At 69.6% G+C, this 23,577-nt stretch carries 22 protein-coding genes; 11 read left to right on the top strand and 11 right to left on the bottom strand.

The window, feature by feature from the left end; all coding sequences use genetic code 11:
* Position 1: 1 nt before the first annotated feature.
* Both FVQ98_RS00365 and FVQ98_RS00360 read right to left on the bottom strand, forming a co-directional pair.
* Entirely contained in the window at positions 2 to 1,198 is a 1,197-nt protein-coding gene (locus tag FVQ98_RS00365) for a Gfo/Idh/MocA family protein (RefSeq protein ID WP_147911442.1), read from the bottom strand.
* Positions 1,195 to 2,163 (bottom strand): PDR/VanB family oxidoreductase, encoded by a 969-nt coding sequence (locus tag FVQ98_RS00360; protein WP_147911441.1) that lies wholly within the window; start codon positions 2,161 to 2,163, stop codon positions 1,195 to 1,197. Before FVQ98_RS00360 ends, FVQ98_RS00365 begins: the two co-directional genes overlap by 4 nt.
* Positions 2,164 to 2,340: 177 nt before the next feature.
* Between FVQ98_RS00360 and FVQ98_RS00355 the strand changes: the two genes are divergently transcribed.
* From FVQ98_RS00355 to FVQ98_RS00345, 3 genes are read left to right on the top strand one after another with little or no spacing between them, the layout of a single operon-like run.
* On the top strand, positions 2,341 to 3,309 hold the full coding sequence (locus tag FVQ98_RS00355) for a Bug family tripartite tricarboxylate transporter substrate binding protein (protein ID WP_147911440.1): 969 nt from the start codon (positions 2,341 to 2,343) through the stop codon (positions 3,307 to 3,309).
* Positions 3,310 to 3,330: 21 nt separating this feature from the next.
* Positions 3,331 to 4,068: a sulfite exporter TauE/SafE family protein gene (locus tag FVQ98_RS00350; RefSeq protein ID WP_147911439.1), complete on the top strand. Its 738-nt coding sequence runs from the start codon at positions 3,331 to 3,333 to the stop codon at positions 4,066 to 4,068.
* 6 nt (positions 4,069 to 4,074) lie between these two features.
* The gene (locus FVQ98_RS00345) at positions 4,075 to 4,542 is read left to right on the top strand and encodes a bacteriohemerythrin (RefSeq protein WP_147911438.1); all 468 of its coding nucleotides are present in this window, start codon (positions 4,075 to 4,077) and stop codon (positions 4,540 to 4,542) included.
* Positions 4,543 to 4,560: 18 nt separating this feature from the next.
* Here FVQ98_RS00345 and FVQ98_RS00340 read toward each other — a convergent pair whose 3' ends face one another.
* From FVQ98_RS00340 to FVQ98_RS00305, 8 genes are all read right to left on the bottom strand, one after another.
* The gene (locus FVQ98_RS00340) at positions 4,561 to 5,409 is read right to left on the bottom strand and encodes a LytR/AlgR family response regulator transcription factor (protein WP_147911437.1); all 849 of its coding nucleotides are present in this window, start codon (positions 5,407 to 5,409) and stop codon (positions 4,561 to 4,563) included.
* 19 nt (positions 5,410 to 5,428) lie between these two features.
* Positions 5,429 to 5,992, bottom strand: a complete 564-nt coding sequence (locus FVQ98_RS00335; RefSeq protein WP_187265577.1) for a retropepsin-like aspartic protease family protein — start codon at positions 5,990 to 5,992, stop codon at positions 5,429 to 5,431.
* A 212-nt stretch (positions 5,993 to 6,204) separates the two neighbouring features.
* Positions 6,205 to 7,308, bottom strand: a complete 1,104-nt coding sequence (locus FVQ98_RS00330) for a sensor histidine kinase (protein WP_255507553.1) — start codon at positions 7,306 to 7,308, stop codon at positions 6,205 to 6,207.
* The gene (locus FVQ98_RS00325) at positions 7,269 to 7,538 is read right to left on the bottom strand and encodes a hypothetical protein (RefSeq protein WP_147911434.1); all 270 of its coding nucleotides are present in this window, start codon (positions 7,536 to 7,538) and stop codon (positions 7,269 to 7,271) included. The genes FVQ98_RS00330 and FVQ98_RS00325 overlap by 40 nt, the downstream gene beginning before the upstream one ends.
* An 80-nt stretch (positions 7,539 to 7,618) precedes the next feature.
* Entirely contained in the window at positions 7,619 to 8,113 is a 495-nt protein-coding gene (locus FVQ98_RS00320) for a DUF4188 domain-containing protein (protein WP_147911433.1), read from the bottom strand.
* 13 nt (positions 8,114 to 8,126) lie between these two features.
* Positions 8,127 to 8,816 carry a glutathione S-transferase family protein gene (locus FVQ98_RS00315; RefSeq protein ID WP_147911432.1) on the bottom strand — a complete coding sequence of 230 codons (690 nt, stop codon included), beginning with the start codon at positions 8,814 to 8,816 and terminating at the stop codon, positions 8,127 to 8,129.
* A 47-nt stretch (positions 8,817 to 8,863) separates the two neighbouring features.
* Positions 8,864 to 9,163, bottom strand: coding sequence for a 2TM domain-containing protein (locus FVQ98_RS00310; RefSeq protein WP_147911431.1), 300 nt, complete (start codon positions 9,161 to 9,163; stop codon positions 8,864 to 8,866).
* Positions 9,160 to 9,846 carry a DUF6622 family protein gene (locus FVQ98_RS00305; protein WP_147911430.1) on the bottom strand — a complete coding sequence of 229 codons (687 nt, stop codon included), beginning with the start codon at positions 9,844 to 9,846 and terminating at the stop codon, positions 9,160 to 9,162. Before FVQ98_RS00305 ends, FVQ98_RS00310 begins: the two co-directional genes overlap by 4 nt.
* 306 nt (positions 9,847 to 10,152) lie before the next feature.
* On the opposite strand from FVQ98_RS00305, the gene FVQ98_RS00300 reads away from it, so the two are divergent.
* The 3 genes from FVQ98_RS00300 (at position 10,153) to FVQ98_RS00290 (ending at position 12,255) form a co-directional block, all read left to right on the top strand.
* Positions 10,153 to 10,758, top strand: coding sequence for an ankyrin repeat domain-containing protein (locus tag FVQ98_RS00300; RefSeq protein ID WP_147911759.1), 606 nt, complete (start codon positions 10,153 to 10,155; stop codon positions 10,756 to 10,758).
* Between the two features lie 122 nt (positions 10,759 to 10,880).
* A complete protein-coding gene (locus FVQ98_RS00295; RefSeq protein WP_147911429.1) occupies positions 10,881 to 11,705 on the top strand; it encodes an undecaprenyl-diphosphate phosphatase in 825 nt (274 codons plus the stop codon).
* Between the two features lie 232 nt (positions 11,706 to 11,937).
* A complete protein-coding gene (locus tag FVQ98_RS00290) occupies positions 11,938 to 12,255 on the top strand; it encodes a DUF2322 family protein (protein ID WP_147911428.1) in 318 nt (105 codons plus the stop codon).
* A gap of 43 nt (positions 12,256 to 12,298) precedes the next feature.
* Here FVQ98_RS00290 and FVQ98_RS00285 read toward each other — a convergent pair whose 3' ends face one another.
* The gene (locus FVQ98_RS00285; protein WP_147911427.1) at positions 12,299 to 12,613 is read right to left on the bottom strand and encodes a hypothetical protein; all 315 of its coding nucleotides are present in this window, start codon (positions 12,611 to 12,613) and stop codon (positions 12,299 to 12,301) included.
* A 203-nt stretch (positions 12,614 to 12,816) separates the two neighbouring features.
* Here FVQ98_RS00285 and FVQ98_RS00280 point away from each other — a divergent pair, with 203 nt between their 5' ends.
* From FVQ98_RS00280 to FVQ98_RS00260, 5 genes are all read left to right on the top strand, one after another.
* Positions 12,817 to 14,430: an efflux RND transporter periplasmic adaptor subunit gene (locus FVQ98_RS00280; protein WP_147911426.1), complete on the top strand. Its 1,614-nt coding sequence runs from the start codon at positions 12,817 to 12,819 to the stop codon at positions 14,428 to 14,430.
* A gap of 14 nt (positions 14,431 to 14,444) precedes the next feature.
* Positions 14,445 to 17,747, top strand: coding sequence for an efflux RND transporter permease subunit (locus FVQ98_RS00275; protein WP_147911425.1), 3,303 nt, complete (start codon positions 14,445 to 14,447; stop codon positions 17,745 to 17,747).
* The gene (locus FVQ98_RS00270; RefSeq protein WP_147911424.1) at positions 17,744 to 21,061 is read left to right on the top strand and encodes an efflux RND transporter permease subunit; all 3,318 of its coding nucleotides are present in this window, start codon (positions 17,744 to 17,746) and stop codon (positions 21,059 to 21,061) included. Before FVQ98_RS00275 ends, FVQ98_RS00270 begins: the two co-directional genes overlap by 4 nt.
* Positions 21,058 to 22,581, top strand: coding sequence for an efflux transporter outer membrane subunit (locus tag FVQ98_RS00265; protein WP_147911423.1), 1,524 nt, complete (start codon positions 21,058 to 21,060; stop codon positions 22,579 to 22,581). The genes FVQ98_RS00270 and FVQ98_RS00265 overlap by 4 nt, the downstream gene beginning before the upstream one ends.
* A 77-nt stretch (positions 22,582 to 22,658) precedes the next feature.
* On the top strand, positions 22,659 to 23,555 hold the full coding sequence (locus FVQ98_RS00260; RefSeq protein WP_147911422.1) for an HTD2 family dehydratase: 897 nt from the start codon (positions 22,659 to 22,661) through the stop codon (positions 23,553 to 23,555).
* Positions 23,556 to 23,577 lie beyond the last annotated feature (22 nt).

Here is a 23,577-nt window from a genome sequence, read left to right as displayed (position 1 = left end):
TTCAAGCGGGGGCGGCGACCTGCCTTTCGAGGGCGATGTCGGTGCCCGCGGCTTCGGACTGAAGCATCGCCAGGCAGACTTCGAGGGTCGCGCGCGACCATTCTCCACTATGCAGAGGTGAATTTCCTTCACGCGCGACGCCCCACAGTTCGTCGATCACTTCCGCGCGGGGGACGTGCGGCAGCACGACCGGTACGAACTCGGCGCCGGCCTGCGAAGTGATCTCCACGCCGGTCGGCGTCAGCCGCAGGTCGGCGTGGTCGCAGCTCACGATGACGGGGCCGAAATGCTGCGCGGCGGTAGGGGTGCTGGGCGTGGGCATCGCAAAGGCGCTGCCACCAAAATTGCGCGCAGCCTTCAGCGCGACCTCAGCCGCTTCGCTGCTGGCCGCGGTCAGGCGAGCGCGGGTGGCTTGATGGGCGTCTGGCGCCTTGGGGGTGCCCATCTCGCCCACGCCGTCCATCTGCCGGTCGCTGTCATAGAACCCGTAGCCGTTGTAGCTCAGCGACGCCAGGGCGCCGCCCGCAAACTGGAGCAGCGCGCTGTAGGCGCCTTCCGTTGGCCGGTCGGGGTCCCACCGGCCCATGAGGGCGCGCACCGAGGTGGCGAGGCCGCCAGCCAGCAGCCGCACGGTATCCACCTGGTGCGCCGCCTGGCTGAAGACCACACCACCGCCTTGCCGCGTGTCCAGCTCTTCCGGACGGCGGGGGCGGTACAGAAAGTCGGTGTATTGCAGCGCGTGGACCATGCGCACCGCACCGTATCGGCCGCTGGCGATCAGCTCGCGTGCCTGCAGCACCGGCGCATTGAAACTGTGGCTGTGGCCCACAATCAGGCGCGTCCCGGCCCGTGCGCAGGCGTCGACCATGGCGTCGGCGTCGGCCAGGCTCAACGCCAGTGGCTTTTCCACCAGCACATGCTTGCCGTACCGGGCCGCCAGCTGGACGTGGCGCGCGTGCAACTGGTGCGGCGTGGCGATGTACACCCATTCGACGTTGGGATCGGCGCAGACCGCTTCCTCGTTGTCCGCTGCGTTGCCGTGAAAGGTCCGCTCGAACGCGGCGCGCGCTTCGGCGTGGGGGTCGAACGCCGCCACCAGCTGCACGCGCGCATCGCCCAGGAAGGTGGGCAGCATCAGGGTGAAGGCGCGGCCCAGGCCCAGCACGCCCAGGCGGATCGGGTCGGCGACTGCGCTCACAGGTCGATCACCAGCGGGCCCGCCTTGGCGCGAGACACGCAGACCATGATGTGGTCGGCCTTTTCCTCGTCCAGCAGCACCATGTCGCGGTGGTCCGCCTCGCCGCTGATCAGCCGCTGTTTGCAGGTGCCGCAGGTCCCGCTTTCGCAGGAACTGGCCACTTCGATGCCCTGGTCGCGCACCACTTCAAGAATCGATCGACCCACCGGCACTTCCAGCTCGACGTTGGAGCGCGCCAGCTTCACGGTGAACGGCTGGTCGTCGGCGTGCGGCTTGGTGTCGCCGCCAAAGCTTTCGAAATGCACAGTGCTGCTGGGCCAATGGCCGGTCATGTCCTTGACGGCGTCCATCAGGCCGCGTGGCCCGCAGCAATACACATGCTGGCCAGCCACGGTGCCTGGCTTCTCCAGCACCGGCCACAGGTCGTAGGAGTTGGCCGGGTCGCCGTGGTCATGGTGCACCACGACGTAGGGCTTCAGGCCGGACGCGGTGATTTCGTCCAGAAAGGGCGTGTCTTCGGGGCTGCGGGTGAGGTAGTACAGCTTGAACTTGCGGTCGCCGGCGCTCACGAGCGTGCGCGCCATGGCCAGCATCGGCGTGATGCCGATGCCACCGGCGATCAGCACGAAGCTTTTCGCGCGCTCGTCCAGGGGAAACAGGTTCTCGGGCTCGCCCACCTGCAGCAGATCGCCCTCGTGCAAATCGTCCGCCATGCTGAGCGAGCCACCACGGCCGTCGACTTCGCGCTTGACGGCAATCACGTAGCGGTCCCGTTCCTCGGCGTCGTTGCTGAGCGAATACTGGCGCGTGTGTCCGGAAGGCGTGTGCACCTTGACATGCGCGCCAGCGGCAAACGGCGGCAGGGGCTGACCATCGGGGTCGCGCAGTTCAAACAGCTGGACCTCGCGCGCGGCGCGCTCGGCCCGGGCCACGCGCAGAGGCCGAAAGCTCTCGGTGATGCTCATCGTGGTGCTCCTTAGGGGATGTTCGGGGAAGGGGAGGGAATTCGCGTCTTGACTTTTGTCAAAACTGAACGAGAATTTGTATCTTAGATGGCTAAGTATTTTTCTGCAAGCCGCAGGTGTTCCGGATGGGCCGGAGCACGTGCGGCCATGTTGGGCCGTCATCACAGGAGACCCACGATGAAAGCAACGATTTTCGGACTGGCCGCGCTGGCCGTCACCGCAATCCCCATCAGCGCTGCGGCGCAAACCTACCCCAGCAAGCCGATCAAGTTCATCGTGCCTTACGCGCCAGGTGGGCTGCCCGACACGGTCGCGCGCTGGGTGTCGCAGAAGCTCACCGAACGCCTCGGCCAGAGCGTGGTGGTGGACAACAAGCCGGGTGGCAATGGCGTGGTGGCGTACCAGTCGCTGCTGTCCAGCACGCCGTCGGACGGCCACGCCTTCATCGTGTCGGACGGCTCCATGCTGTCGATCACGCCGCAGATCAACAAGAACGCCAGCTACCGCGTCGGCCAGGAACTGCTGCCGGTGTCCGAGATCGCGACCTCGCCGCTGTTCATCGTGGGCCATTCGAAGACCGGCGTGAACAGCTTCAAGGACTTCGTGGCGCAGGTCAAGGCCAAGCCGGGCGAGTACACCTATGGCTCCTCGGGCATCGGCAGCACGCACCACCTCACCATGGAGGCGCTCAAGGCCGCGCTCAACCTCGACATCCGCCACATTCCGTTCCGCGGCTCGGGCCAGTCCACGCCGGCGCTGGTGGGCGGGCAGGTGGACTTTTCGGTGGCGGCGTTGCCGTCGATCCAGGGCTTCGTCAAATCGGGCCAGGTCAAGCTGCTGGCCAGCAACGCCTTGCAGCGGTCCAAGCAGGCCGCTGACGTGCCGACGGTGTCCGAGACGGTGCCGAACTTCGACTTTGCCGTGGTGGTCGGCGTGCTGGCGGCCAAGGGCACGCCGCAGGCGGCCATCGACCGCATCAGCAAGGAAATTGCCGAGGTGGTCAAGCAACCCGAGGTGATCAAGACGTTCCATGAGGCCGTGGTCGAACCCGTCGGCGCCGGTCCGGCCGAATACGGCAAGGTCATCGCTCGCGAGAACGAAGCCATGGCCAAGGCCGGCAAGGTCGCTCAGCTGAAGTCCGACTGACGAGGGCTCGCGACGCGGTTTATGGGAGAAACGGGACCGTGGCTGTTGTCGGCCGGTGCGCTGGTCGTCGGCGGCCTGGTCAAGGGGGCGCTTGGGGTCGGCCTGCCGCTGGTGGCGGTGCCGCTGCTGGCCCTGTGGCTGCCGCCGGCACAGGCCATTGGCCTGCTGGCGGCGCCGGTGGTCCTGTCCAACCTGATCCAGTCGGTCGAAGGCGGCCAGCTGGGGCCCTCGTGGCGGCGTTTTCGCTGGCTGGTGCTGGCGCAACTGGTGGCAACCGTGGCCACGGTGCGCATGACGCTCGATCTGTCGCCGGCGCAGCTCAACGCCATGGTGGCCGGTGCGGTGCTGCTGGCGGTGTTCCTGCTGGCGCTGCAGCCCAACGTGCAGATCCCGCCGCAGCACGAAAAGTCGATCGGCGTGGCGGTTGGCCTGGGCTCGGGCTTGCTGGGGGGCGTCTCGTCGCTCACCGGGCCGATCCTGATCACCTACTTCATGGCGCTGCGCCTGCAGCGCGACGTGTTTGTCAGCAGCATCAGCCTGGTGTACCTGGCCGGGTCGCTGCCGCTGTACGGCGCGATGGTGGGTTTTGGCAAGATATCGCCTGCCGAACTGGCGCTGTCGGTGGTGGCGCTGCTGCCCGTGTATGTGGGCATGCGGCTGGGCCGCCAGGTGCGCCAGCGGCTGAACGAAAAACTGTTCCGGCACGTGGTGCTGGCGCTGCTGGTGGTGATCGCCATCATCCTGCTGACCAAAGGCTGACCTGACATGAGCTCCATCGCCCTCGACCACCCCGCCGCTACCACCGACGCTCTGCGCTGGCGCGACGGCTTCCTGCTGGGCCACGCGCCGCTGGACGACATGCACCGCGAGTTTGTCGAGGTCGTGGCGGCGCTGCAGACAGCGCCCGATGCCGATTTGCCCGCCGCGCTGGCGCGCGTGACCGAGCACCTGGTCGCCCACTTCGCGCAGGAAGACGGCTGGATGCAAAGCACCGGTTACCCAGCCACCGAATGCCATGTGAACGAGCACGCCGCCGTGCTGGCCACGGCGCGCGAGATGCCGGCGCTGCTGGCGGCGGGCCGCACCGAGGTTTGCCGCCGCTTCGCGCAGGAGCTGGCCAGCTGGTTCCCCGGCCACGCCGACTACCTGGACGCGCCGCTCGCGCACTGGATGGTGCACCAGCGCTTTGGCGCCGGCAAACCGGTGGTGATCAAGCGCCGCGACGCCGCCTGAGGCGCGCGCCGCCCAGCGTCACAGGCTCTTGAAGCGCCCGGCGTACAGCCGGCTCACCGTCAGCGTTTCGTCGGTGCCGCGCAATGTCAATTGCAGGCGGCCGGCTTCGTCGCGGCGCACGGTGTCGATGGCGTCGGCGCGCACGGCGGCGCTGCGGTGCACCTGCCAGAACGCGTCCGCATCCAGCTGCGGCAGCAAATCCTTCAGCGCCGTGCGCACCAGGTGTTCGCCCGCGGCGGTGACCACGCGCACGTACTTGTCGGCCGCCTGCAGCAGCAGCACGTCCTGCACCGGCACCATCTGCACCAGGTTGCCGCCGCTGCCCGGTTGGCTGACGGGCAGCTGGCGCAGCGTCGGCACGCTGGCGGGCGCGCCGCCGCCGGGCAGGGCGGCCAGCAACTGGCGCAGCTGTTCCAGCGTGGGGCCGCCGGGCAGCTCGTTTGCTATGGTTTGCGTAGCTGCTTGCGCAGGTGGTCGTAGGGCTGAGCGCAGTTTTTGCACCGTTTTGGCCAAGCGCGCCGGCTGCACGGGTTTGAGCACATAGTCCACCGCCTGCGTCTCGAACGCCTGCACCGCGTACTGGTCGTAGGCGGTGACGAACACCAGCGCCGGGAACGGCCGCGCGTCAAAGTCCCACTGCTCGGCCAGCTCGGCCGCGGCGTCCAGGCCGCTCTGGCCGGGCATGCGGATGTCGAAGAACAGCACGTCGGGGTGCAGCGCCAGCGCCTGTTCCACTGCCGACAGGCCGTCGCCCGCGGTGGCCAGCACCTGCAGCTCGGGCCAGGCCCGGGCCAGCTCGGCGCGCAGGGCGGCGGCCAGCAGCGGCTCGTCCTCGGCGATCAGGGCGGTGGGCGCAGCGTCGGCCATGGTGGGGGCAAGAAAGCGTTCAGCGCGGGCGCAGCGTCATGCGGTCCTGCGCGATCTGCACGTCGTAGTGGCGCAGGAAGGACTGGCCCAGCAGCGCTTCGTCCGCCTCGTCCATGCGCAGGCCGGTGGTCACGCTGATGTCGTTGCGCGTCAAGTGGCCGGCCTTCACTGGCACGTCGTGCACCTGACGGCCCTCGCGCTCGCCGTTGGCGGTGCGCAGCGTGACCGGGCGGCCGTCCGGCAGGCGCGCCTGCTGGGCAATGAAGCTGCTGATCGCCACGCTGCTCGCGCCCGTGTCGACCATGAAGCGCACGGGCGTGCGGTTGATTTCGCCCGGCACGTAGAAGTGGCCGTCGGGGCTGCGCGGGATGACCAGATCGCCGCCGGTGTCGGCGTAGGGCTGCAAGGCCGCGCGGCCGCGCTGTTCCCACCACGAGAAGCCGAACCACAGCAGGGCGCCCACCGCCAGCCAGAAGGCGAGCAGCGCCAGCGTGTGGGTGCGCAACTGGCTGCCGGTGCTGCGCCCGGGGCGCGGCGCGGCTTCGGCGGGTTCGGGCGTGGCCAGGGGGTTGGGCGCGTTCATGGCGTGGAGCATACCGAAGCCGCCCGGCCGCGCGCATGACAGCGGCGGCGGGCGCGCCCTCGCACTTGCGGCCGACCCACGGCGCCGCTGGCCGGGGCGTCAGGCGGCGTGGTCACGCGACCGGCCAAGCGCTGCGTTGCCCCGAAAATGCTCTCAGTACGATAGCTGCCTGCGCAGTTGGTTGTAGCGCCAGAGGCCAATTGGGCTTGAAATCACCGACCAGGGCCAACGCCTGCCGCTGGCGCCAATGGCAAGGCCAGCCGCACGCGCGTGCCCGTCCCGGGGGCCGACTGCCACTCCACACGGCCCGCGCCCGCGTAGGCGGTGGCCACGCGTTCGCGCACCTGGGTCAGACCGAAGCGGTCGGGCGCCACCTCGGCCGGCACGAAGCCCACGCCGGTGTCTGCCACTTCCAGCTGCAGACGGTCGCCCTCGGCCCAGGCGCGCACGGTCAAGTCGCCCCCTTGCACGCGCGGCTCCAGCCCGTGGCGGATGGCGTTTTCGACCAGCGGCTGCAGCAGCAGCGGCGGCACCGGCACGTCGCGCAGGGCGTCCGGCAGCACCAGCGTGACGCGCAAGCGCGGGCCCATGCGCAGCGCCATCAGGTTCAGGTAGTCGTCCAGCCGCGCGAACTCGGCCGACAGCGGGTGCGCGGTGCTGCGGCTGGCGTTCAGCGTGGCGCGCAGGTAGTCGTTGATGCGGTCCAGCATCTGCTGCGCCGCGGGCGGGTCGATGCCGATCAGCGCGCGCAGCGTGGCCAGGGTGTTGAACAGCATGTGCGGCTCCAGCTGGCTTTGCAGCAGGCGCAGGTGGGCTTCGCTGGCGTCGCGTTCGGCCGCGTTGCGGCTGGCCTCCAGGCTGGCGGCGTGGCCGCGCATGTAGAAATACAGCGTGGCGACGCCGCCAGCGGCGATGGTGATGATCAGGCCCAGGCGCCCGTCGTCGGCGCTGCGCATATATCCGTCGCCCGACAGCCAGCGACCGATCGGGTCGCCGACCAGAAAACCGGCGGCGATACCCAATGTTGCCAGCCCAACGCCACGCCAACCCTTCGGCCAGCCCACGCCGCCCTCGACGGAGGGGTGACAGTACTTCGCCGGGATCGGCAGGCGGCCGAATTCAATGACGGCCCAGGTAATCAGTCCGATGCACAGCGCATTGATCACGTGCATCCAGTAGCTGTTCGCAGGCCAGATCGCGGTGGTGAGCACCGCGACACCAAAGCAGAACGCCACCACCTGTAGGCTATGGCGGGTCGCGTCGCGCCAGAAGTCGTTCATCCTGGCTGGCTGGACGGTGTCGCGGCGGTGGGGCACAGTTGTTGGTTGAAAAATTGCACGATCGCAGCATACGCGCGCGGGATCTCGCGGCGGTGGCAACCGGGCGGGTCGTCCATCACCCGGGCTGCGCGCGGCGGCAGCTTGGGCGGTGACTGCGACAGGGCAGCGTCGCTGGGGTAAACGATGGCCATGCGCCCGTGCGTGGCGGTGGCCGGCAGTTGCACCAGGCCGGTGGCGCCATGGGCCAGCCCAGTGAAGGTCAGCAAGCCGAGAAGTGCTTTTGTTTTGATAGCTGATCGCGCATATGGCCGTAGGGCTGGACGCCAATTTGTCTTAAAAATATCGATCATGAGACGTCGCCTTCACCGTGGGGCGGCACGTGCAGCCGACGCGCGGCGGTGGCGCGCTCGCCCGTCGCCGGCACGCCTTCGCCCGCGCGCGCCAGGCCGAAGGGCGGCATGTTGACGTACACGCTTTCGTGGCGGCCGGGGGCGACCAAATACGTTTCGTGCCAGATGCCGACCGTGCCGTCGGTGCCGATGCGGCGGTTGAAGTCGCGGCAGGCGGGCAGGTGCTCGGCCTGTTTGTCGTGCGCGTAGGCCAGCAGCTGGTCCAGCGTGCGCCAGTACTGCAGCATGAGCGTGGTGCGGCCAAACCACGATTCGGTGTGCAGCAGGCCGAGTTCGGGCGCGCGCATCAGCTCGCGCACCATGCGCGGCATGGCGCTGGCCACCGGCCACCAGCGGTCGATCCGCAGCGGGCGGTTGACGCGCATGCCGATCAAGAACAGCACGAGCTCGCTATCGATCCGGGCGGTCAGGCGTTCGGGTACCGGGCGCATGGGGGCGTTCCGGTCAGGACAGCAGGTCGTAGTCGCCGCCGCGCGCCAGCGCGCGCTGGTAGGCCGGGCGGGCGTGGATGCGCGCCAGCCAGTCGACGAGGCGCGGGTGGTCCTGCGCGTTCAGCCCGGCGCGGGCCTGCGCGGCTTCGAGCGGGAAGCTCATCTGCACGTCGGCAGCGCTGAAGGCATCGCCCGCGAACCAGTCGCGCCCGGCCAATTCGCCTTCCAGGTAGCGCAGGTGCGTGGCCAGCTGCGGGTCGACCAGCGTCCCGAGCATCTTGTCGGCGATGCCGCGCGCGATCGGCTTGGCGAAGAAGGGCATCGGCGCGCTGCGGATGCGGTTGAAGACCAGCTTGAGCAGCAGCGGCGGCATGGCCGAGCCTTCGGCGTAGTGCAGCCAGTAGCGGTAGCGCACGGCGTCGTCGCTGCCCGGCGCGGGTGCCAGCCGGCCGTCGCCATAGCGTTCGACCAGGGTTTCGATGATGGCGCCCGATTCGGCCAGCGTCAGCCCGTCCACCGTCACCACCGGCGACTTGCCCAGCGGGTGCACGCGGCGCAGCTCGGGCGGGGCCAGCATGGTCTTGGGGTCGCGCTGGTAGTGCACGATCTCGTACGGCAGGTCCAGCTCTTCCAGCAGCCACAGGATGCGCTGCGAGCGCGAGTTGTTCAGGTGGTGGACGGTGATCGGTGTGTTCGGGGTCATCGCGGTGGTCCGTTTCAGCGGTAAGTGTCAGCGTAGCGGATGCGCCGTCAGCGCGGTTGTCGCATCAACGCCTGGCGTTCACGTTCGACCAACTGCTCGCGCCAGCGGGCGCCGGGGCTCAGCAGCCAGACCGCCGCACCGTGGATCGCCAGCCCCAGGCCCCAGCCGAGCAGCGGGTAGGCGTGCCAGCTCTGCCCGTTGCCCAGGGCGATGGCCGCCAGGCCGACGTTGACGAGCGCGTAGACCAGCGCGTGGGTGTACCAGCCCAGCTTGGCGGCGGCGCGGCGGCGGGCCAGGCGTTCCAGTGGGGGGTTGGTGGTGCGGGTCGAAGGGGTCGCGGCGGTCATGAGGGTTCTCCTGATAGTCGATGAGGCTCAGTGTGTCGGGCGGCGGCCTGCCGCGCCATCGCCATGCGATGCAATGCCGACGAGGGGCGTGAATGACCGTGGCGGGCGATGAACGGCAGCGCCTCAGGCGGCCAGAGGGTCCCTTTGGCCGGCTGGCGCACGCACCGCAGCACGCGCAGTGTGCGGGCCATGAACAGGCCGGACATCGCCCCGTACAGCGCGGTGACGGTGAAGGCAAAGGCACTCTGGTGGGCCAGGGCAGGCTCCATCGCCAGCTGCACGCCGATGCCGTACTTCATCAGGAAAACGGCGGCGATCAGGGCCATCGGCACCCAGCTGCCGGGCAGGTGAAAGCTGCGCGTGGCGGCGTCGTAGCGTGTGCCGGGCGGCGGTGCGGCGCGCCCGGCCAGGGCCAGCATCGCCACCGCGCAGAGGGCCCACAACGCCAGCAGCGCGGCGAGTTGGCCCGTGCTGCCGAAAGCGGACTGCACGCCCCACAGCGCCAGCCCGGTCATGCACAGGGGCAGGGCGACCAAGCGGTTGAAGTGCACCTGGCGGTCTTGTGTGGCGGACAGGCCGAGCCAGGCGAGCCCGGCCGCGATGCCGCCGACCCACAGGGGCGTCTGGCGCACGACGTCGACGATGGCGGCAGGGTGTTGGACGAGCAGGGTGGTGAGCAGCATGGGAGGTCTCCAGGGGCGTTGGTCGATGGCGCGACTGTGCCGGGCTGCGGGTGCCTGCGCGAGCGGGATGCGACGAAACGCGCCATGGCGGCGCGAGCCGCACCCAAGTGGCGCGAGCGGCCGGGTGGCGGGCCTTACTGGGTCAAGCAACGCGCGTCACGTCCCGTCGCCATAATCGCCCGCATGTCCCCTCTCCTTCGCGTGTCGCACCGCCCCGATCGCCGGCAATGCTTGGCCACGCTGGGCGTCGCCGCGCTGACGACGCTGCTGGCTGCGCCTCGGGCGCATGCCCGCACGCTGCCCATCATGACCCCTGAAGATGCTTCTGCGGCGTTGCTGAGCGCCGCTGCTGCGGGCGACGTCCCCGCCATCGAACGCGCGCTGGCCAGCGGCGCGCAGATCGAAACCCGCGACGAACGCGGCCGCACGCCGGTGCTGCTGGCGACCGCGGGCGGCCACGTGGCGGCGGCGCAGGCGCTGATCGCCCGCGGTGCCAACGTCAACGCGCAGGACGCGCAGCAGGACAGCGCCTTCCTGCTGGCCGGCGCACGCGGGATGACCGAGATCGTGCGCGCGGCACTGGCAGCGGGCGCCGACTGGCGCATCACCAACCGCTACGGCGGCACGGCGCTGATCCCCGCCTGCGAGCGCGGCCACGTCGAGACCGTGCGCCTGCTGCTGACCACCGACATCGACGTCGACCACCTCAACCGACTGGGCTGGACGGGGTTGCTGGAGGCCGTGATCTTGGCCGACGGCGGCCCGCGCCACCAGGAGATCGTGCGCCTGCTGCTGGCGCGCGGCGCGCAGGTGAACCAGGCCGACCGCGACGGCGTCACGCCCTTGCAGCACGCCGAGCGCATGGGCCAGCGCGAGGTGGCGGCGCTGCTGCGCGCAGCCGGCGGACGCTGAAGGTCGCCTTAAGAAATTTCAGGGAAACAGCGCTCTGGCCCGCGTAGAATCTGCGCGGGCAGCTACCAATGATGTAGCTGTCAGGCGCCGCACCCTCACATCTCTGCACGGAAGGAATTCGTTTGGACACCGTTTTACTGGTCAAGGCCGCGATCATGGGCATCGTGGAGGGGCTGACAGAATTCCTGCCCATCTCCTCCACCGGCCACCTGATCCTGGCCGGCAGCCTGCTCGATTTCACCGGCACCAAGGCCAAGGTGTTCGAGATCGCCATCCAGACCGGCGCGATCCTGGCCGTGATCATCGTGTACTGGCAGAAAATCCGCGAAACGCTGGTCTCGCTGCCCAGCAGCCGCCAGTCGCAGCGATTTGCGCTGAACGTGCTGATCGGCTTCTTCCCGGCCGTCGTCCTCGGCCTGCTGTTCGGCAAGGCCATCAAGGCCCACCTGTTCACGCCGCAGGTGGTGGCCACGACCTTCATCCTGGGCGCCTTCGTCATCCTGTGGGCCGAGCGCCGCCCGCAAAGCGCGGCGCGTGTGCAGAGCGTGGACGACATGACGCCGCTGGACGCGCTCAAGGTGGGACTGGTGCAGTGCTTGGCCATGATTCCGGGCACCAGCCGCTCGGGCGCGACCATCATCGGCGGCATGCTGTTGGGCCTGTCGCGCAAGGCGGCGACGGACTTTTCCTTCTTTCTGGCCATTCCCACGCTGATCGGCGCGGGGGTGTATTCGCTCTACAAGGAGCGCGCGCTGCTGTCGGCGGCCGACCTGCCGATGTTCGGCGTGGGTCTGCTGTTTTCCTTCCTCAGCGCCTGGGTCTGCGTGCGCTGGCTGCTGCGCTACATCTCCAGCCACAGCTTCGTGCCCTTCGCGTGGTACCGCATTGCGTTCGGTGTGATCGTGCTGGTGACCTGGTCGATGGGCTGGGTGGTGTGGGCGGACTGAGCGAGAACGGCTGGGTGCGCCTGGCGCGCGGGGTGGACCGTTGGAGGGTGCGCGTGGCGCTCCCGTTGGCTGGTTGGCGATCAGCCTCTTGTTCGCGCCGGCGGCCGCTGGCGTGCTCCGGCCGCTCGCCAGCGTGGCGGCTGGCAGGCGGAGGACCGACGGTGTTGATAGGGCGGGTGTGCGGAACACTTGCCGCTGCGGCCGGGCGCCGCCTTCGCTTACGATCGGTGCCATGAATTTCAAGGAAACGCTCGACACCCTGCCGCCCGCCGACCAACTGCGTGGCCTGGACATCGTCGACGCGCAAGGCGCGGTCGTTCACCACATCCCGGCCGCGCCGGGCAAGATGGGCTCGCTGCGGGTCTACAACGCGCTGGCCGAGCGCTTTGCCGGCGCGCTGAACCCCGAATCGGTGGCCCAGGGCCTGATCTGGTTCGCCGAACACGTGCCGGACGCGCAGGCGAACCCGGGCGCGCACCCCAACATCGATTTGCTGCTCAAGCCGGACACGGCCACCGCCGGTTGGCGCCTGGTGCCCCTGCCGGCCTGACGCCGCGGCTCCGACGCCGGGGCGCCCGGCGTCACCATAGCGTTTAGACCATCACGAAGCCGGCGGCGACCATGCCGGTCAGCGCCAGCAGGAACAGCGTGTCGGCGACCCGCTCCAGCGTGCGCGCAACGCGCGCGTGGCGTGTGCGCAGCGCGATGAAGATCGCGTAGGTGCACAGCAGGAAGAACAGCGCGGACAGCACCAGCATGTCGTCGGCGATGGTGGCGGTCGCGGTGGCATGGTCCACCGTGTGCAACAAGGCCACCGCGGTGATCGACAAACCCGCCAGCGTGCCGGCCACCGCCAGCAGCTGCAGTAGCTCTTCGCGCATCCAGGTGCGGTTTTCGGATCGGTCCATGCTGATACCCCCGGGCCGCACGGTAGCAGACGCCCGCGCGCCGTGCTGCCGGTTTACGCAACCTTTGCCGTCGCCCCGCCGCGCTTTACAAATCTTCAAAAGGCCGACAAGCGCCGAGCCGGGTGCAGCCGCTACGATGCACCGGCGGGTGGGGTTGCGCCAGTGCAGCGCCGACCGGCACCCAGAACAATTCATCGTCGCCCATGTCCACATCCGAGTCCCGCCCCGCCGACCCCGCCACCAGCGCGCCCGAGGCACTGCCGCCTCCGGCCCCCCGGCCGCGGCGGCGCTGGCTGGGGGTGCTGCTGGCGCTGGTGTTCGTCGGGCTGCTGGCGGGCGGTGCGTACTGGCTGGTGCAGCGCGCCAAGGCGCCGGCCACCGGTGCGCGACCGGCCGGCGTCGGCGGCCCGGGCGGCGGCATGCGAGGCGGCCGCCCGGGCGCCAGCAGCGTCACCGTGGGCTCGGCGCTGGCCAGGCAGGGCGAGCTGCCGGTGCTGGTGGAAGCGCTGGGCACCGTCACGCCCCAGACCACCGTGGCGCTGCAGGCGCAGGTCAGCGGCACCTTGACGGACGTGCTGTTTACCGAAGGCCAGCAGGTCACCAAGGGTCAGCTGCTGGCGCGCATCGATCCGCGCCAATACGACCAGGCGCTGGCGCAGGCCAAGGCGCAGCGCGCCCGCGACGACGCCCAGCTGTCGGCGGCACAGGTCACGCTCAAGCGCTACGAAACGCTGTGGAAGCAGGATTCCATCGCGCGCCAGGACGTGGACACCCAGGCCGCGCTGGTCAAGCAGCTGGCCGCCACGGTGGCCAGCGACCGCGCCAACGAGGCCGCGGCGCAGCTCAACGTGAACCACACGCGCATCGTCGCCCCGATCACCGGCCGCATCGGCCTGCGCGCCGTGGACCCGGGTAACCTGGTGGCGGCCGGCAGCGCCACCGGCATCGCCACCATCACCCAGATGGACCCGATCGACGTGGTCTTTGCCGTGCCGCAGGACCGCGTGCCGGCCGTGCTGGCGGCGCAGCGCGCCGGGCGCCTGCCCGTCACCGCGCTGGACCGCGCGCGCAGCCAGACGGTGGGCGAAGGCGTGTTTTCCACGCTGGACAACGTGATCGACACCGCCACCGGCACGGTGCGTGCCAAGGCGCGCTTCACCAACACCGATGGCCAGCTCTTTCCCAACCAGTTCGTCAACGTGCGCCTGCAGCTGGGCGCTTCGGTCGGCGTGCTGGTGCCGGTGACGGCGGTGCGCACCGGTCCGCAGGGCGACTACGTGTACGTCATCGACGCCGAAGACGTCGCCCACACCCGCGCCGTGACGCGCGGCCTGGCCACGGTGGACCAGATGCTGATCGCCAAGGGCCTGCAGGCCGGCGAGCGCGTGGTGACCGAAGGCGGCGACCGCGTCAAGGACGGCGCCAAGGTGCAACTGCAGGGCCGGGCGCCGGCCGGCGGCGCGTCGGGGGCGGCCGCGGCACAGGGCCGCGCCAGTGGGGCGCGGCGCGGGGCATCGGCGCCATCGGCCGGCGCATCGGTGCCGGCCGACGCGGCATCTGGCGCCGATTCAAGGCGAAATGGGGCGCCAGGCGGCGCCACATCTGCGCAGGCAGCTAGGGAAAACGCAGCAGGCGGGGCTGCGGGTGCGCCCCCCGGCACCGCGTCGCCCGCGGTGCAACAGCCCGCGTGGCTGGAGCGCCTGCCCGCCGACGAGCGCGAAAAGGTCATGGCCCTGCCGCCCGACCAGCGCCGTGCCTACATCGAGCAACTGCGCGCCCGCCGCCCGGCCGGTGAAGGTGGCGCCGCGCGCAACTGAGGCACGGGCAGCGCATGAACGTCTCGCGCCTTTTCATCCAGCGCCCGGTCGCCACCGGGCTCTTCATGCTGGCAATCGTGCTGGCCGGTCTGGTCGGCCTGCGCTTTCTGCCGCTGGCGGCGCTGCCGCAGGTGGACTACCCGACCATCCAGGTGCAGACCTTGTACCCGGGCGGCAGCCCGGACGTGATGAGTCGCACCGTCACCGCGCCGCTGGAGCGTCAGTTCGGTCAGATGTCGGGGCTGGAACGCATGAGCAGCACCAGCGCCGCCGGCGTGTCGATGGTGACGCTGCAGTTCGCCCTGACAGAATCCATGGACGCGGCCGAGCAGCAGGTGCAGGCCGCCATCAACGGCGCGTCCACGCTGCTGCCGGCCGATTTGCCGGCGCCGCCGGTGTACGCCAAGGTCAACCCGGCCGACGCGCCGATCCTGACGCTGGCGATCCGCTCGGCCAGCCTGCCGCTGACCGAAGTGCAGAACATGGTCAACACGCGGCTGGCGCTGAAGATCAGCCAGATCAGCGGTGTTGGCCTGGTCACGCTGGCGGGCGGGCAGCGCCCGGCCGTGCGCGTGCAGGGCAACGTCGAGGCGCTGGCTGCGCTGGGCCTGGGGCTGGATTCGATCAGCAGCGCCATCAGCTCGGGTAACGCCAGTGGCGCCAAGGGCAGCTTCGACGGGCCCAAGCGCGCCTACACCATCAACAGCAACGACCAGCTGATGACGGCCGAGCAGTACCGCGAGCTGATCGTCGCCTACAAGAACGGCGCGCCGATCCGCCTGAAGGACGTGGCGCAGGTCGTGGACGGGTCCGAAAACGACCGGCTGGGGGCGTGGACAGGCATCAAAAATGAGAGCGGTTCGCGCACGGCGGATGCGGGTCAGCAAGCCAACGGGCCGCAAGAGGCGAGCGCCCCCGCGGGGGGCAGCGCAGCAGGCGCAGCCGCGGAGCGTGGGGGCGCACTTTCCCCAGCGATCATTCTGAATGTGCAGCGCCAACCCGGCGCCAACGTCATCGCCACCGTCGACGCCATCAAGAAGCAGCTGCCCGCGCTGCAGCAGTCGCTGCCTGGCAGCGTGTCGGTGGAAGTGCTGACGGACCGCACGCTGGGCATCCGCTCGTCCGTCGAACACGTGCAGATGGAGCTGATCCTGGCCGTGGTGATGGTTGTGCTGGTGATCTTCTTCTTCCTGCACAGCCTGCGCGCCACGCTGATCGCCTCGATCGCGGTGCCGATTTCGCTGATCGGATCGGTCGCGGTGATGTACCTGCTGGGTTATTCGCTCAACAACCTGAGCCTGATGGCGCTGACCATCGCCACCGGCTTCGTGGTGGACGATGCCATCGTCATGATCGAGAACATCTCGCGCCACCGTGAGATGGGCAAGCCGCCGTTCCAGGCCGCGCTGGAAGGCGCGGGCGAGATCGGCTTCACCATCATTTCGCTGACCGTGTCGCTGATCGCGGTGCTGATCCCGCTGCTGTTCATGCAGGAAGTCATCGGCCGGCTGTTCCGCGAATTCGCCGTCACGCTGGCGATCACCATCCTGATTTCGGCCGTGGTGTCGTTGACGCTGGTGCCGATGATGTCGGCGCGCTGGCTGGAGCCGCTGGACCATGCGGCCCAGCGCGGCATGGGCCGCTGGGTGCAGGGCAAGCTGGACTGGGTGGTCGGCAAATACGACCGCGGCCTGCACTGGGTGCTGGCGCACCAGCCGTTGACGCTGCTGGTGGCCGTGGCCACGCTGTTGATCACCGCGCTGCTGTACTGGGGCATGCCCAAGTCGCTGTTCCCGACACAGAGCACTGGCCAGCTGCAAGGCCGCGTGCAGGCAGACGCCACGGTGTCGTACGACCGCATGGCCGGCCTGCAGCACAGGGTGGCCCAGCTGGTGCTGGCCGATCCGGCGGTGCAGTCGCTCAGCTCCGTCGTCGGCGTCGATGCGGCCAACAACACCATGCTGAACAACGGGCGCCTGACCATCAACCTGGCGCCGCGCGGCCTGTTTGGCGACAGCGAGGCGGCGATCATGCAGCGCTTGCGCGACCAGGTGGCGCAGCAGGTGTCCGGCGCCACGCTGTACCTACAGCCGACGCAGGATTTGACCGTCGATTCGGCCAGCGGACCGACCGAGTTCCGCTTCGATCTGGAAGGCGTGAACACGGCGCAGGTCAACGAATGGGCGCAAAAGCTGGTGCAGCGCCTGCAAAGCGTGCCCGAGGTGCGCCACGCCACCACGGACGCGGGCGCTTCGGGCCTGGCGGCCATGGTGCACATCGACCGCGACACCGCGTCGCGCCTGGGCGTCACGGCCAGCGCGCTGGACAACACGCTCTACAACGCCTTTGGCCAGCGCATCGTTTCCACCATCTTCACCGAGACCAACCAGTACCGCGTGATCCTCGAAGCCGCGCGCAGCGACGTTGGCAGCCTGGGCGCGCTGCGCGACCTGCCCGTGAAGACCACGGGCGGTGGCACCACGCCGCTGTCGTCGTTCGCCACCGTGGTCGAAGAGCCGGCGCCGCTGCAGGTCACGCGTGTGGGCCAGTACCCGGCGGCCACCGTGGGGTTTGATCTGGCGCCCGGCGTGTCGCTGGGCACGGCGGTGAAGGCGGTGCAGGCGGCGGCCCAGGCCGAAGGCCTGCCGGCGGCGATTCAGCTGCACATGACGGGCGCGGCCGGTGCGTACGAAAGCTCGTTGTCCAACCAGCTGTGGCTGATCCTGGCCGCCGTGGTCTGCGTCTACATCGTGCTGGGCGTGCTGTACGAAAGCTATGTGCACCCGCTGACGATCCTGTCCACGCTGCCCTCGGCCGGCGTGGGCGCGCTGCTGGCGCTGTGGATCACCGGGCACCCGCTGGACGTGGTGGGCATCATCGGCCTGGTGCTCTTGATCGGCATCGTCAAGAAGAACGCGATCATGATGATCGACTTCGCCATCGAGGCCGAGCGCGGGCAGGGCAAGTCGCCGCAGGAAGCGATCCACCAGGCCGCGCTGCTGCGCTTTCGCCCCATCCTCATGACCACGCTGGCTGCGCTGGCCGCCGCGCTGCCGATGATGCTGTCGGTCGGCGACGGCGCCGAGCTGCGCCGCCCGCTGGGCCTGGCGATCTTCGGCGGCCTGGTGCTGTCGCAGCTGCTGACGCTGTTCACCACGCCCGTCGTGTACCTGTGGTTCGACCGCCTGGGGCAGCGCTTCGGGCGCAAGAATGCTATCGAAACAGAAGCTAGCCGCGCAGATGGCTCTAGCGCTGGAGGCCAGTTTGGCTCAAATTCTGCCGACGCAGCCAATGGCGCGCCGGAGGGGCAGGCGTGAACCTGTCGCGCCCCTTCATCGAGCGACCGATCGCCACGGTGCTGCTGACGCTGGGCATCGCCCTGGCGGGCATCGCCGCGTTCTTTCTGCTGCCGATCGCGCGGCTGCCGGCGGTGGACTTTCCGGTCATCAGCGTCAGCGCCAACCTGCCCGGCGCCAGCCCGGCCGACATGGCGCGCACCGTGGCCACGCCGCTCGAACGCACACTGGGCACCATATCGGGCGTGAACGAGATGACCTCGTTCAGCGGCACCGGGCAGACGCGGGTCACGCTGCAGTTTGACCTCAAGCGCAACATCGACAGCGCTGCGCGCGACGTGCAGGCCGCCATCAACGCGGCGCGCGTCGATTTGCCGGCCAACCTGCGCAGTACGCCCAGCTACCGCAAGCGCAACCCCGCGGCCCAGCCCTTCATGATCCTGGCGCTGACCTCGGACACGCGCACGCCGGGGCAGATCTACGACGCGGTCAGCAACATCGTCAGCCAGCGGCTGCTGCAGGTGCAGGGCGTGGGCGACGTCGAGCTGGGCGGCGGCTCGCTGCCGGCCGTGCGGGTCGAGCTGAACCCGTTCGCGCTGAACGAGCTGGGCCTGACCAGCGAAGACGTGCGCGCCGCCATCCAGGCCAACAACGCCAACCGGCCCAAGGGCGTGGTCGAGGTCGGCAGCGCCGACGACGGCCGCGCGCTGCAGGTGCTGACGCCCGCGCCGGGCCTGCGCGCCTCGGCCTACCGCAACCTGATCGTGGCTGTGCGCGACGGCAACGAGGTGCGTCTGCAGGACGTGGCCAACGTCATCGACAGCGTGCAGGACGTGCGCACGCGCGGCATGTTCAACGGCAAGCCGGCGATCGTGGTCAACATCACCCAGCAGCCCGACGCCAACCTGATTGAAACCGCCGACGCCATCGACGCGCTGCTGCCGCAGTTGCGCGCCCAGCTGCCGCAGGACATCAACCTGCAGGTGGCGATCGACCGCACCGGCTCGGTGCGCGCCTCGGTGCACGAGGTGGAGATTACGCTGGTGATCGCCGTCATCCTGGTGGTGCTGGTGGTCGGCCTGTTCCTGCGCAACCTGCGCGCCGCGCTGATCCCGGCCGTGGCCACGGTGGTGTCGCTGCTGGGCACCTTTGCGGCGATGTACGCGCTGGGTTATTCGCTCAACAACCTGACGCTGATGGCGCTGACGGTGGCCACCGGTTTCGTGGTGGACGACGCCATCGTCGTGCTGGAGAACATCGCGCGCCACATGGAGCAGGGCATGCCGCGGCGCGAGGCCGCGCTGGTCGGCGCGCGCGAGGTCGGCTTCACCGTGCTGACCATCAGCCTGTCGCTGGTGGCGGTGTTCATCCCGCTCTTGCTGCAGGGCGGGGCGGTGGGCGCGATGTTCCGCGAATTCGCCATGACGCTGTCGATCGCTGTGGTGATATCGCTGTTCATTTCGCTGACCACCACGGCCATGATGTGCTCCGCGCTGCTGCCGCGCCACCTGGGGCGCCGCCCGGACGCGCCGGCTCGCCAGAGCGCGATGGGCCGTCTGCGTGCGCGCGTGGGCCGGCTGGGTGAGCGCGCCGGTCTGGCGGTCGAGCGCGGCTACGGTCACGCGCTGGACTGGACGCTGGCGATGCCCTGGGTGGTGGTGGCGGTGCTGGTCGTGGTGGTGGGCTTGAACGGCTACCTGTTCAGCTCGATCACCAAGGGCTTCTTTCCCGAGCAGGACAACGGCCAGATGAACGGCGGGCTGCGCGCCGACCAGAGCATCTCGTCCAGCGCGCTGGCCGACAAGCTGCAGCAGGCCATGGACATCGTGTACGCCGACCCATCGGTCGGCACGGTGGTGGGCTTTTCGGGTGGCGGGGGCGCGGGCGGCGGTTTTCTGTCGGCGGCGCTGAAGCCGGCCAGCGAGCGGCCGGCCAAGGAGAAGACGCGCGATGTCATCAACCGCCTGCGCCCGAAGCTGAGCCAGATCACCGGGCTGACGGTGTTCCTCAACCCGGTGCAGGAGCTGCGCATGGGCGGGCGCAGCAGCAACAGCACCTACCAGTACACGCTGAAGGCCGACAACGCGGCCGACCTGAAGACCTGGGTGGCCAGGTTGGCCGACCAGATGCGCACCGATCAGCGCCTGACCGACGTCGACAGCGACCAGACCGAGAACGGCGTTGAAACCTACGTCGCCGTCGACAAGAACCGCGCTGCCGAGCTGGGTGTGAGCAGCTCGGCCATCAATTCGGCGCTGTACAACGCCTTTGGCCAGCGCCAGGTGGCCACCATGTACAGCGATCTGAACCAGTACGCGGTGGTGATGGAATGGGCACCGCGCTACGCCCAATCGCCCATCGTGCTGAGCGACGTGTACGTGCCGGGTTCCGGCACGGCGGCGGTCAATGCTAGTAAAAGCGTAGCTGCCAGCGCAGGTGGTTCTAGCGCCAACGGCATATTGGGTGCATTGTCTGCCGGCCAGGGCAGCTCGGCGTCCACCGCGGGCACTTCGGCCAACCCCGGCCTGCGCAACGCCTCCACCGGCCAGGCGATATCGACCACGCCCACGGCGATGGTGCCGCTGTCGGCCTTCGCCACGTTTGCCGAACGCACGGTGCCCACCATGGTCTGGCACGACGGCGGGGAGCTGTCCAGCACCGTGTCGTTCAACCTGGCCGACGGCGTGTCGCTGGAGCAGGGCCGCACCGCTGTTCAAGAGGCCGAAAACGCCATCGGCATGCCCAACAACGTGCGCGGCGCCTTCAGCGGCGCCGCGGCCGAGGCGGCCAACCAGCAGTCGCAACAGGCGTGGCTGATCCTGGCCGCGGTCGTCGTGATCTACATCGTGCTGGGCATCCTGTATGAAAGCCTGATCCACCCGCTGACGGTGCTGACCACGCTGCCCAGCGCGGGTTTCGGCGCGGTGGTGGCACTGCTGGCGCTGCGCATGGAGTTTTCGATCATGGCGCTGATCGGCGTGTTCCTGCTGATCGGCATCGTCAAGAAGAACGCTATCCTGATCATCGACTTCGCCCTGGACGCCGAGCGCGCGCGCGGCCTGTCGGCCGTCGAAGCGGTGCGCGAAGCCTGCCTCAAGCGCTTTCGCCCGATCATGATGACCACGCTGGCTGCGGGCCTCGGCGCGCTGCCGCTGGCCATCGGCTTCGGCCAGGGCGCGGAGCTGCGCCAACCCCTGGGCGTGACCATCATCGGCGGGCTGATCGCCAGCCAGATCCTCACCCTGCTGACCACGCCTGCGGTCTACGTCCTGCTGGACCGCCTGCGCCGCCACCCCGCCGACGAGCGCTACCTCGCTCGGGCCGTCACCGCATGAACGCCATTGCCCTTTCACCGCACCGCCTCGGCGGCGCCGCTTCCAACCCTGCCGTGACGCCGAAGCGCACGGCGCTTGCCTTGGCGCTGCTGCTGGCGCTGGGCGGTTGCAGCCTGGCGCCAGTCGACCAGACGCCGACCGTGCCCTTGCCCGCGGCCTGGAAAACCGCCGCACCGCAGGCCGGCTGGATCAGCGCCGAAGTGGCGCGCGAATGGCAGGCCGGCCGCTGGTGGACGCTGTTCGAAGACGCGCAGCTCGATGCACTGATCCAGCGCGTCGAGATCGGCAACCAGAACCTTGCCATCGCGCTCGCCAACGTTCAGCAGGCGCAGGCCTTGCTGCGCCAGCAGCAGGCGCAATTGTTTCCCACCGTGGGCGCCAGCGCGGGGCAGCAGCGCAGCGGCGGCGAAGACCGCAGCACCACGCGCTCGGCCAACCTGGGCCTGAATGTCAGCTGGGAGCCCGACCTGTGGGGTCGCCTGGGCGATGCGGCCCGCGCGCAGGGCGCCAACGTGCAGGCGAGCGAGGCCGACCTGGCCGGTGCCCGTTTGTCGGCGCAGGGCAGCCTCGCGCAGGCTTATTTCACCGTGCGTGAACTGGATGCCGAAATCGCGCTGATGGACGAGATCATCACGGGCTACGAACGCAGCGCGAAGATCACCCAGAACCGCTACGACGCCGGCATCGCCGCGCGCACCGACACGCTGCAGGCGCAAAGCACGCTGGACAACGCCCGCGCCAGCCGCATCGCGCTGCAGCGCAGCCGCGCCCTGAGCGAACACGCCATCGCGCTGCTGGTCGGCGAGACGCCGGCCGGCTTCACGCTGCCGGCCGCCACCTGGATCGACCGCGTGCCGGCCGCGCCCACCGGGATGCCGTCCGAGCTGCTGCTGCGCCGGCCGGACGTGGCGTCGGCCGAACGCAGTGTGAGCGCCGCCAACGCCCGCATCGGCGTGGCACGCGCGGCGTACTTTCCGCAGTTCTCGCTCACGGGCAGCATCGGTGCCGCCGGCAGCCACCTGGGCGACCTGATCTCGGCGCCCAGCCTGCTGTGGTCGCTCGGCCTGTCGCTGGCCCAATACGTGTTTGACGGCGGCGCGCGCACCGCCGCGGTCGACCAGGCGATTGCCGCGCACGAAGGCGCCACCGCCAGTTACCGGCAGACCGCGCTCAGTGCGATCAAGGAGGTCGAAGACCAGCTGACCACGCTGCAGACCCTGGCCGAGCAGCAGGAGCGCACCCGCGCGTCCGCCGAGGCCGCCGAGCGCATCGAGCAGCAGATGATGAACCGCTACCAGTCCGGTCTGTCGGCCTACACCGAGGTGGTGACGGCGCAGGCCAGTGCGCTCAGCGCCCGCCGGTCGTTGATGCAGCTGCAGCTGCAGCGCCAGCAGGCCGCCGTGGCCTTGATGCAGGCGCTGGGCGGGGGTTGGCAGATGCCGTGGGCGCCCGCGGGCGCTGGCGCAGCGCCAACGGCGTCCGCGGCGGCGCTGCCTGCCGTTCCTGCCGCACCGCCCTGACGGTTGGCCCGTGACGGGCAGGTCGCTGCGTCGCGCACGCGGTTGTGCCGCGCTCGCTTTGGCGGCACCATCGGCGCATGGTCAGCCCTGATATCCCTGACATCCCCGGCAGCGCAACCCCAGCGCCTGAATCCTGGGTCGGTCGCAGCGAAACCCTGCACGATGACATCTGCGCCGCGCCCTTGCGTGGCCTGGCGGCAACCTTGGACGACGACGGGCCAGCGCCCGAAGTGGGCACGCCCGTGCCGCCGCTGGCGCACTGGTTGTACTTCCTGCCGCGCGCGCCGCAGCACCAATTGGGCGAAGACGGCCACCCGCGCCGCGGCGGTTTTTTGCCGCCGATCGCGCTGCCGCGCCGCATGTGGGCCGGCGGCGAGCTGACCTGGGCACTGGACAACCCCTTGCGCGTGGGCGACGCGGCCGAGCGGCGCTCGCGCATCGCGGCGGTCACGCCGAAGACCGGGCGCTCGGGCGACATGGTGTTCGTGCAGGTGCTGCACGAAGTGCACAACGCCCGCGGGCTGTGCCTGACGGAGACGCACGACATCGTCTACCGCGGCGCCGCGCGCCCGGGTGAAGCGCCCCCCGCGCCCGTGATGGCCGACACCGGGGCGCCCTGGCAGCGCACGCTGGTGGCCGATGCGGTGCTGCTGTTTCGGTACTCGGCGCTGACGTTCAATGGCCACCGCATCCATTACGACCGCACTTACGTCACCGAGGTCGAAGGCTACCCCGGCCTCGTGGTGCACGGCCCCCTGATCGCCACGCTGCTGGCCGACATGCTGCGCCGCCATGCACCGCAGGCGCGGCTGCAGCGCTTTCGCTACCAGGCGCTGCAGCCAAGCTTCGACGGGCAGCCCTTCACGCTGAACGCCACACCCGACGCGACCGAGCGGCACTTCCGCCTGTGGGCCAGCAACGCCGAAGGCCACCTGACCATGCGCGCCGAGGCGGACGCGGTATGGTCGCTCTAAGCTTCGGCGGATCTGAATTGTG

Source organism: Ottowia flava, from assembly GCF_008017535.1.
Taxonomy (GTDB): Bacteria; Pseudomonadota; Gammaproteobacteria; order Burkholderiales; family Burkholderiaceae_C; genus Ottowia; species Ottowia flava.
This window is presented reverse-complemented; position numbering and strand designations above follow the sequence as displayed.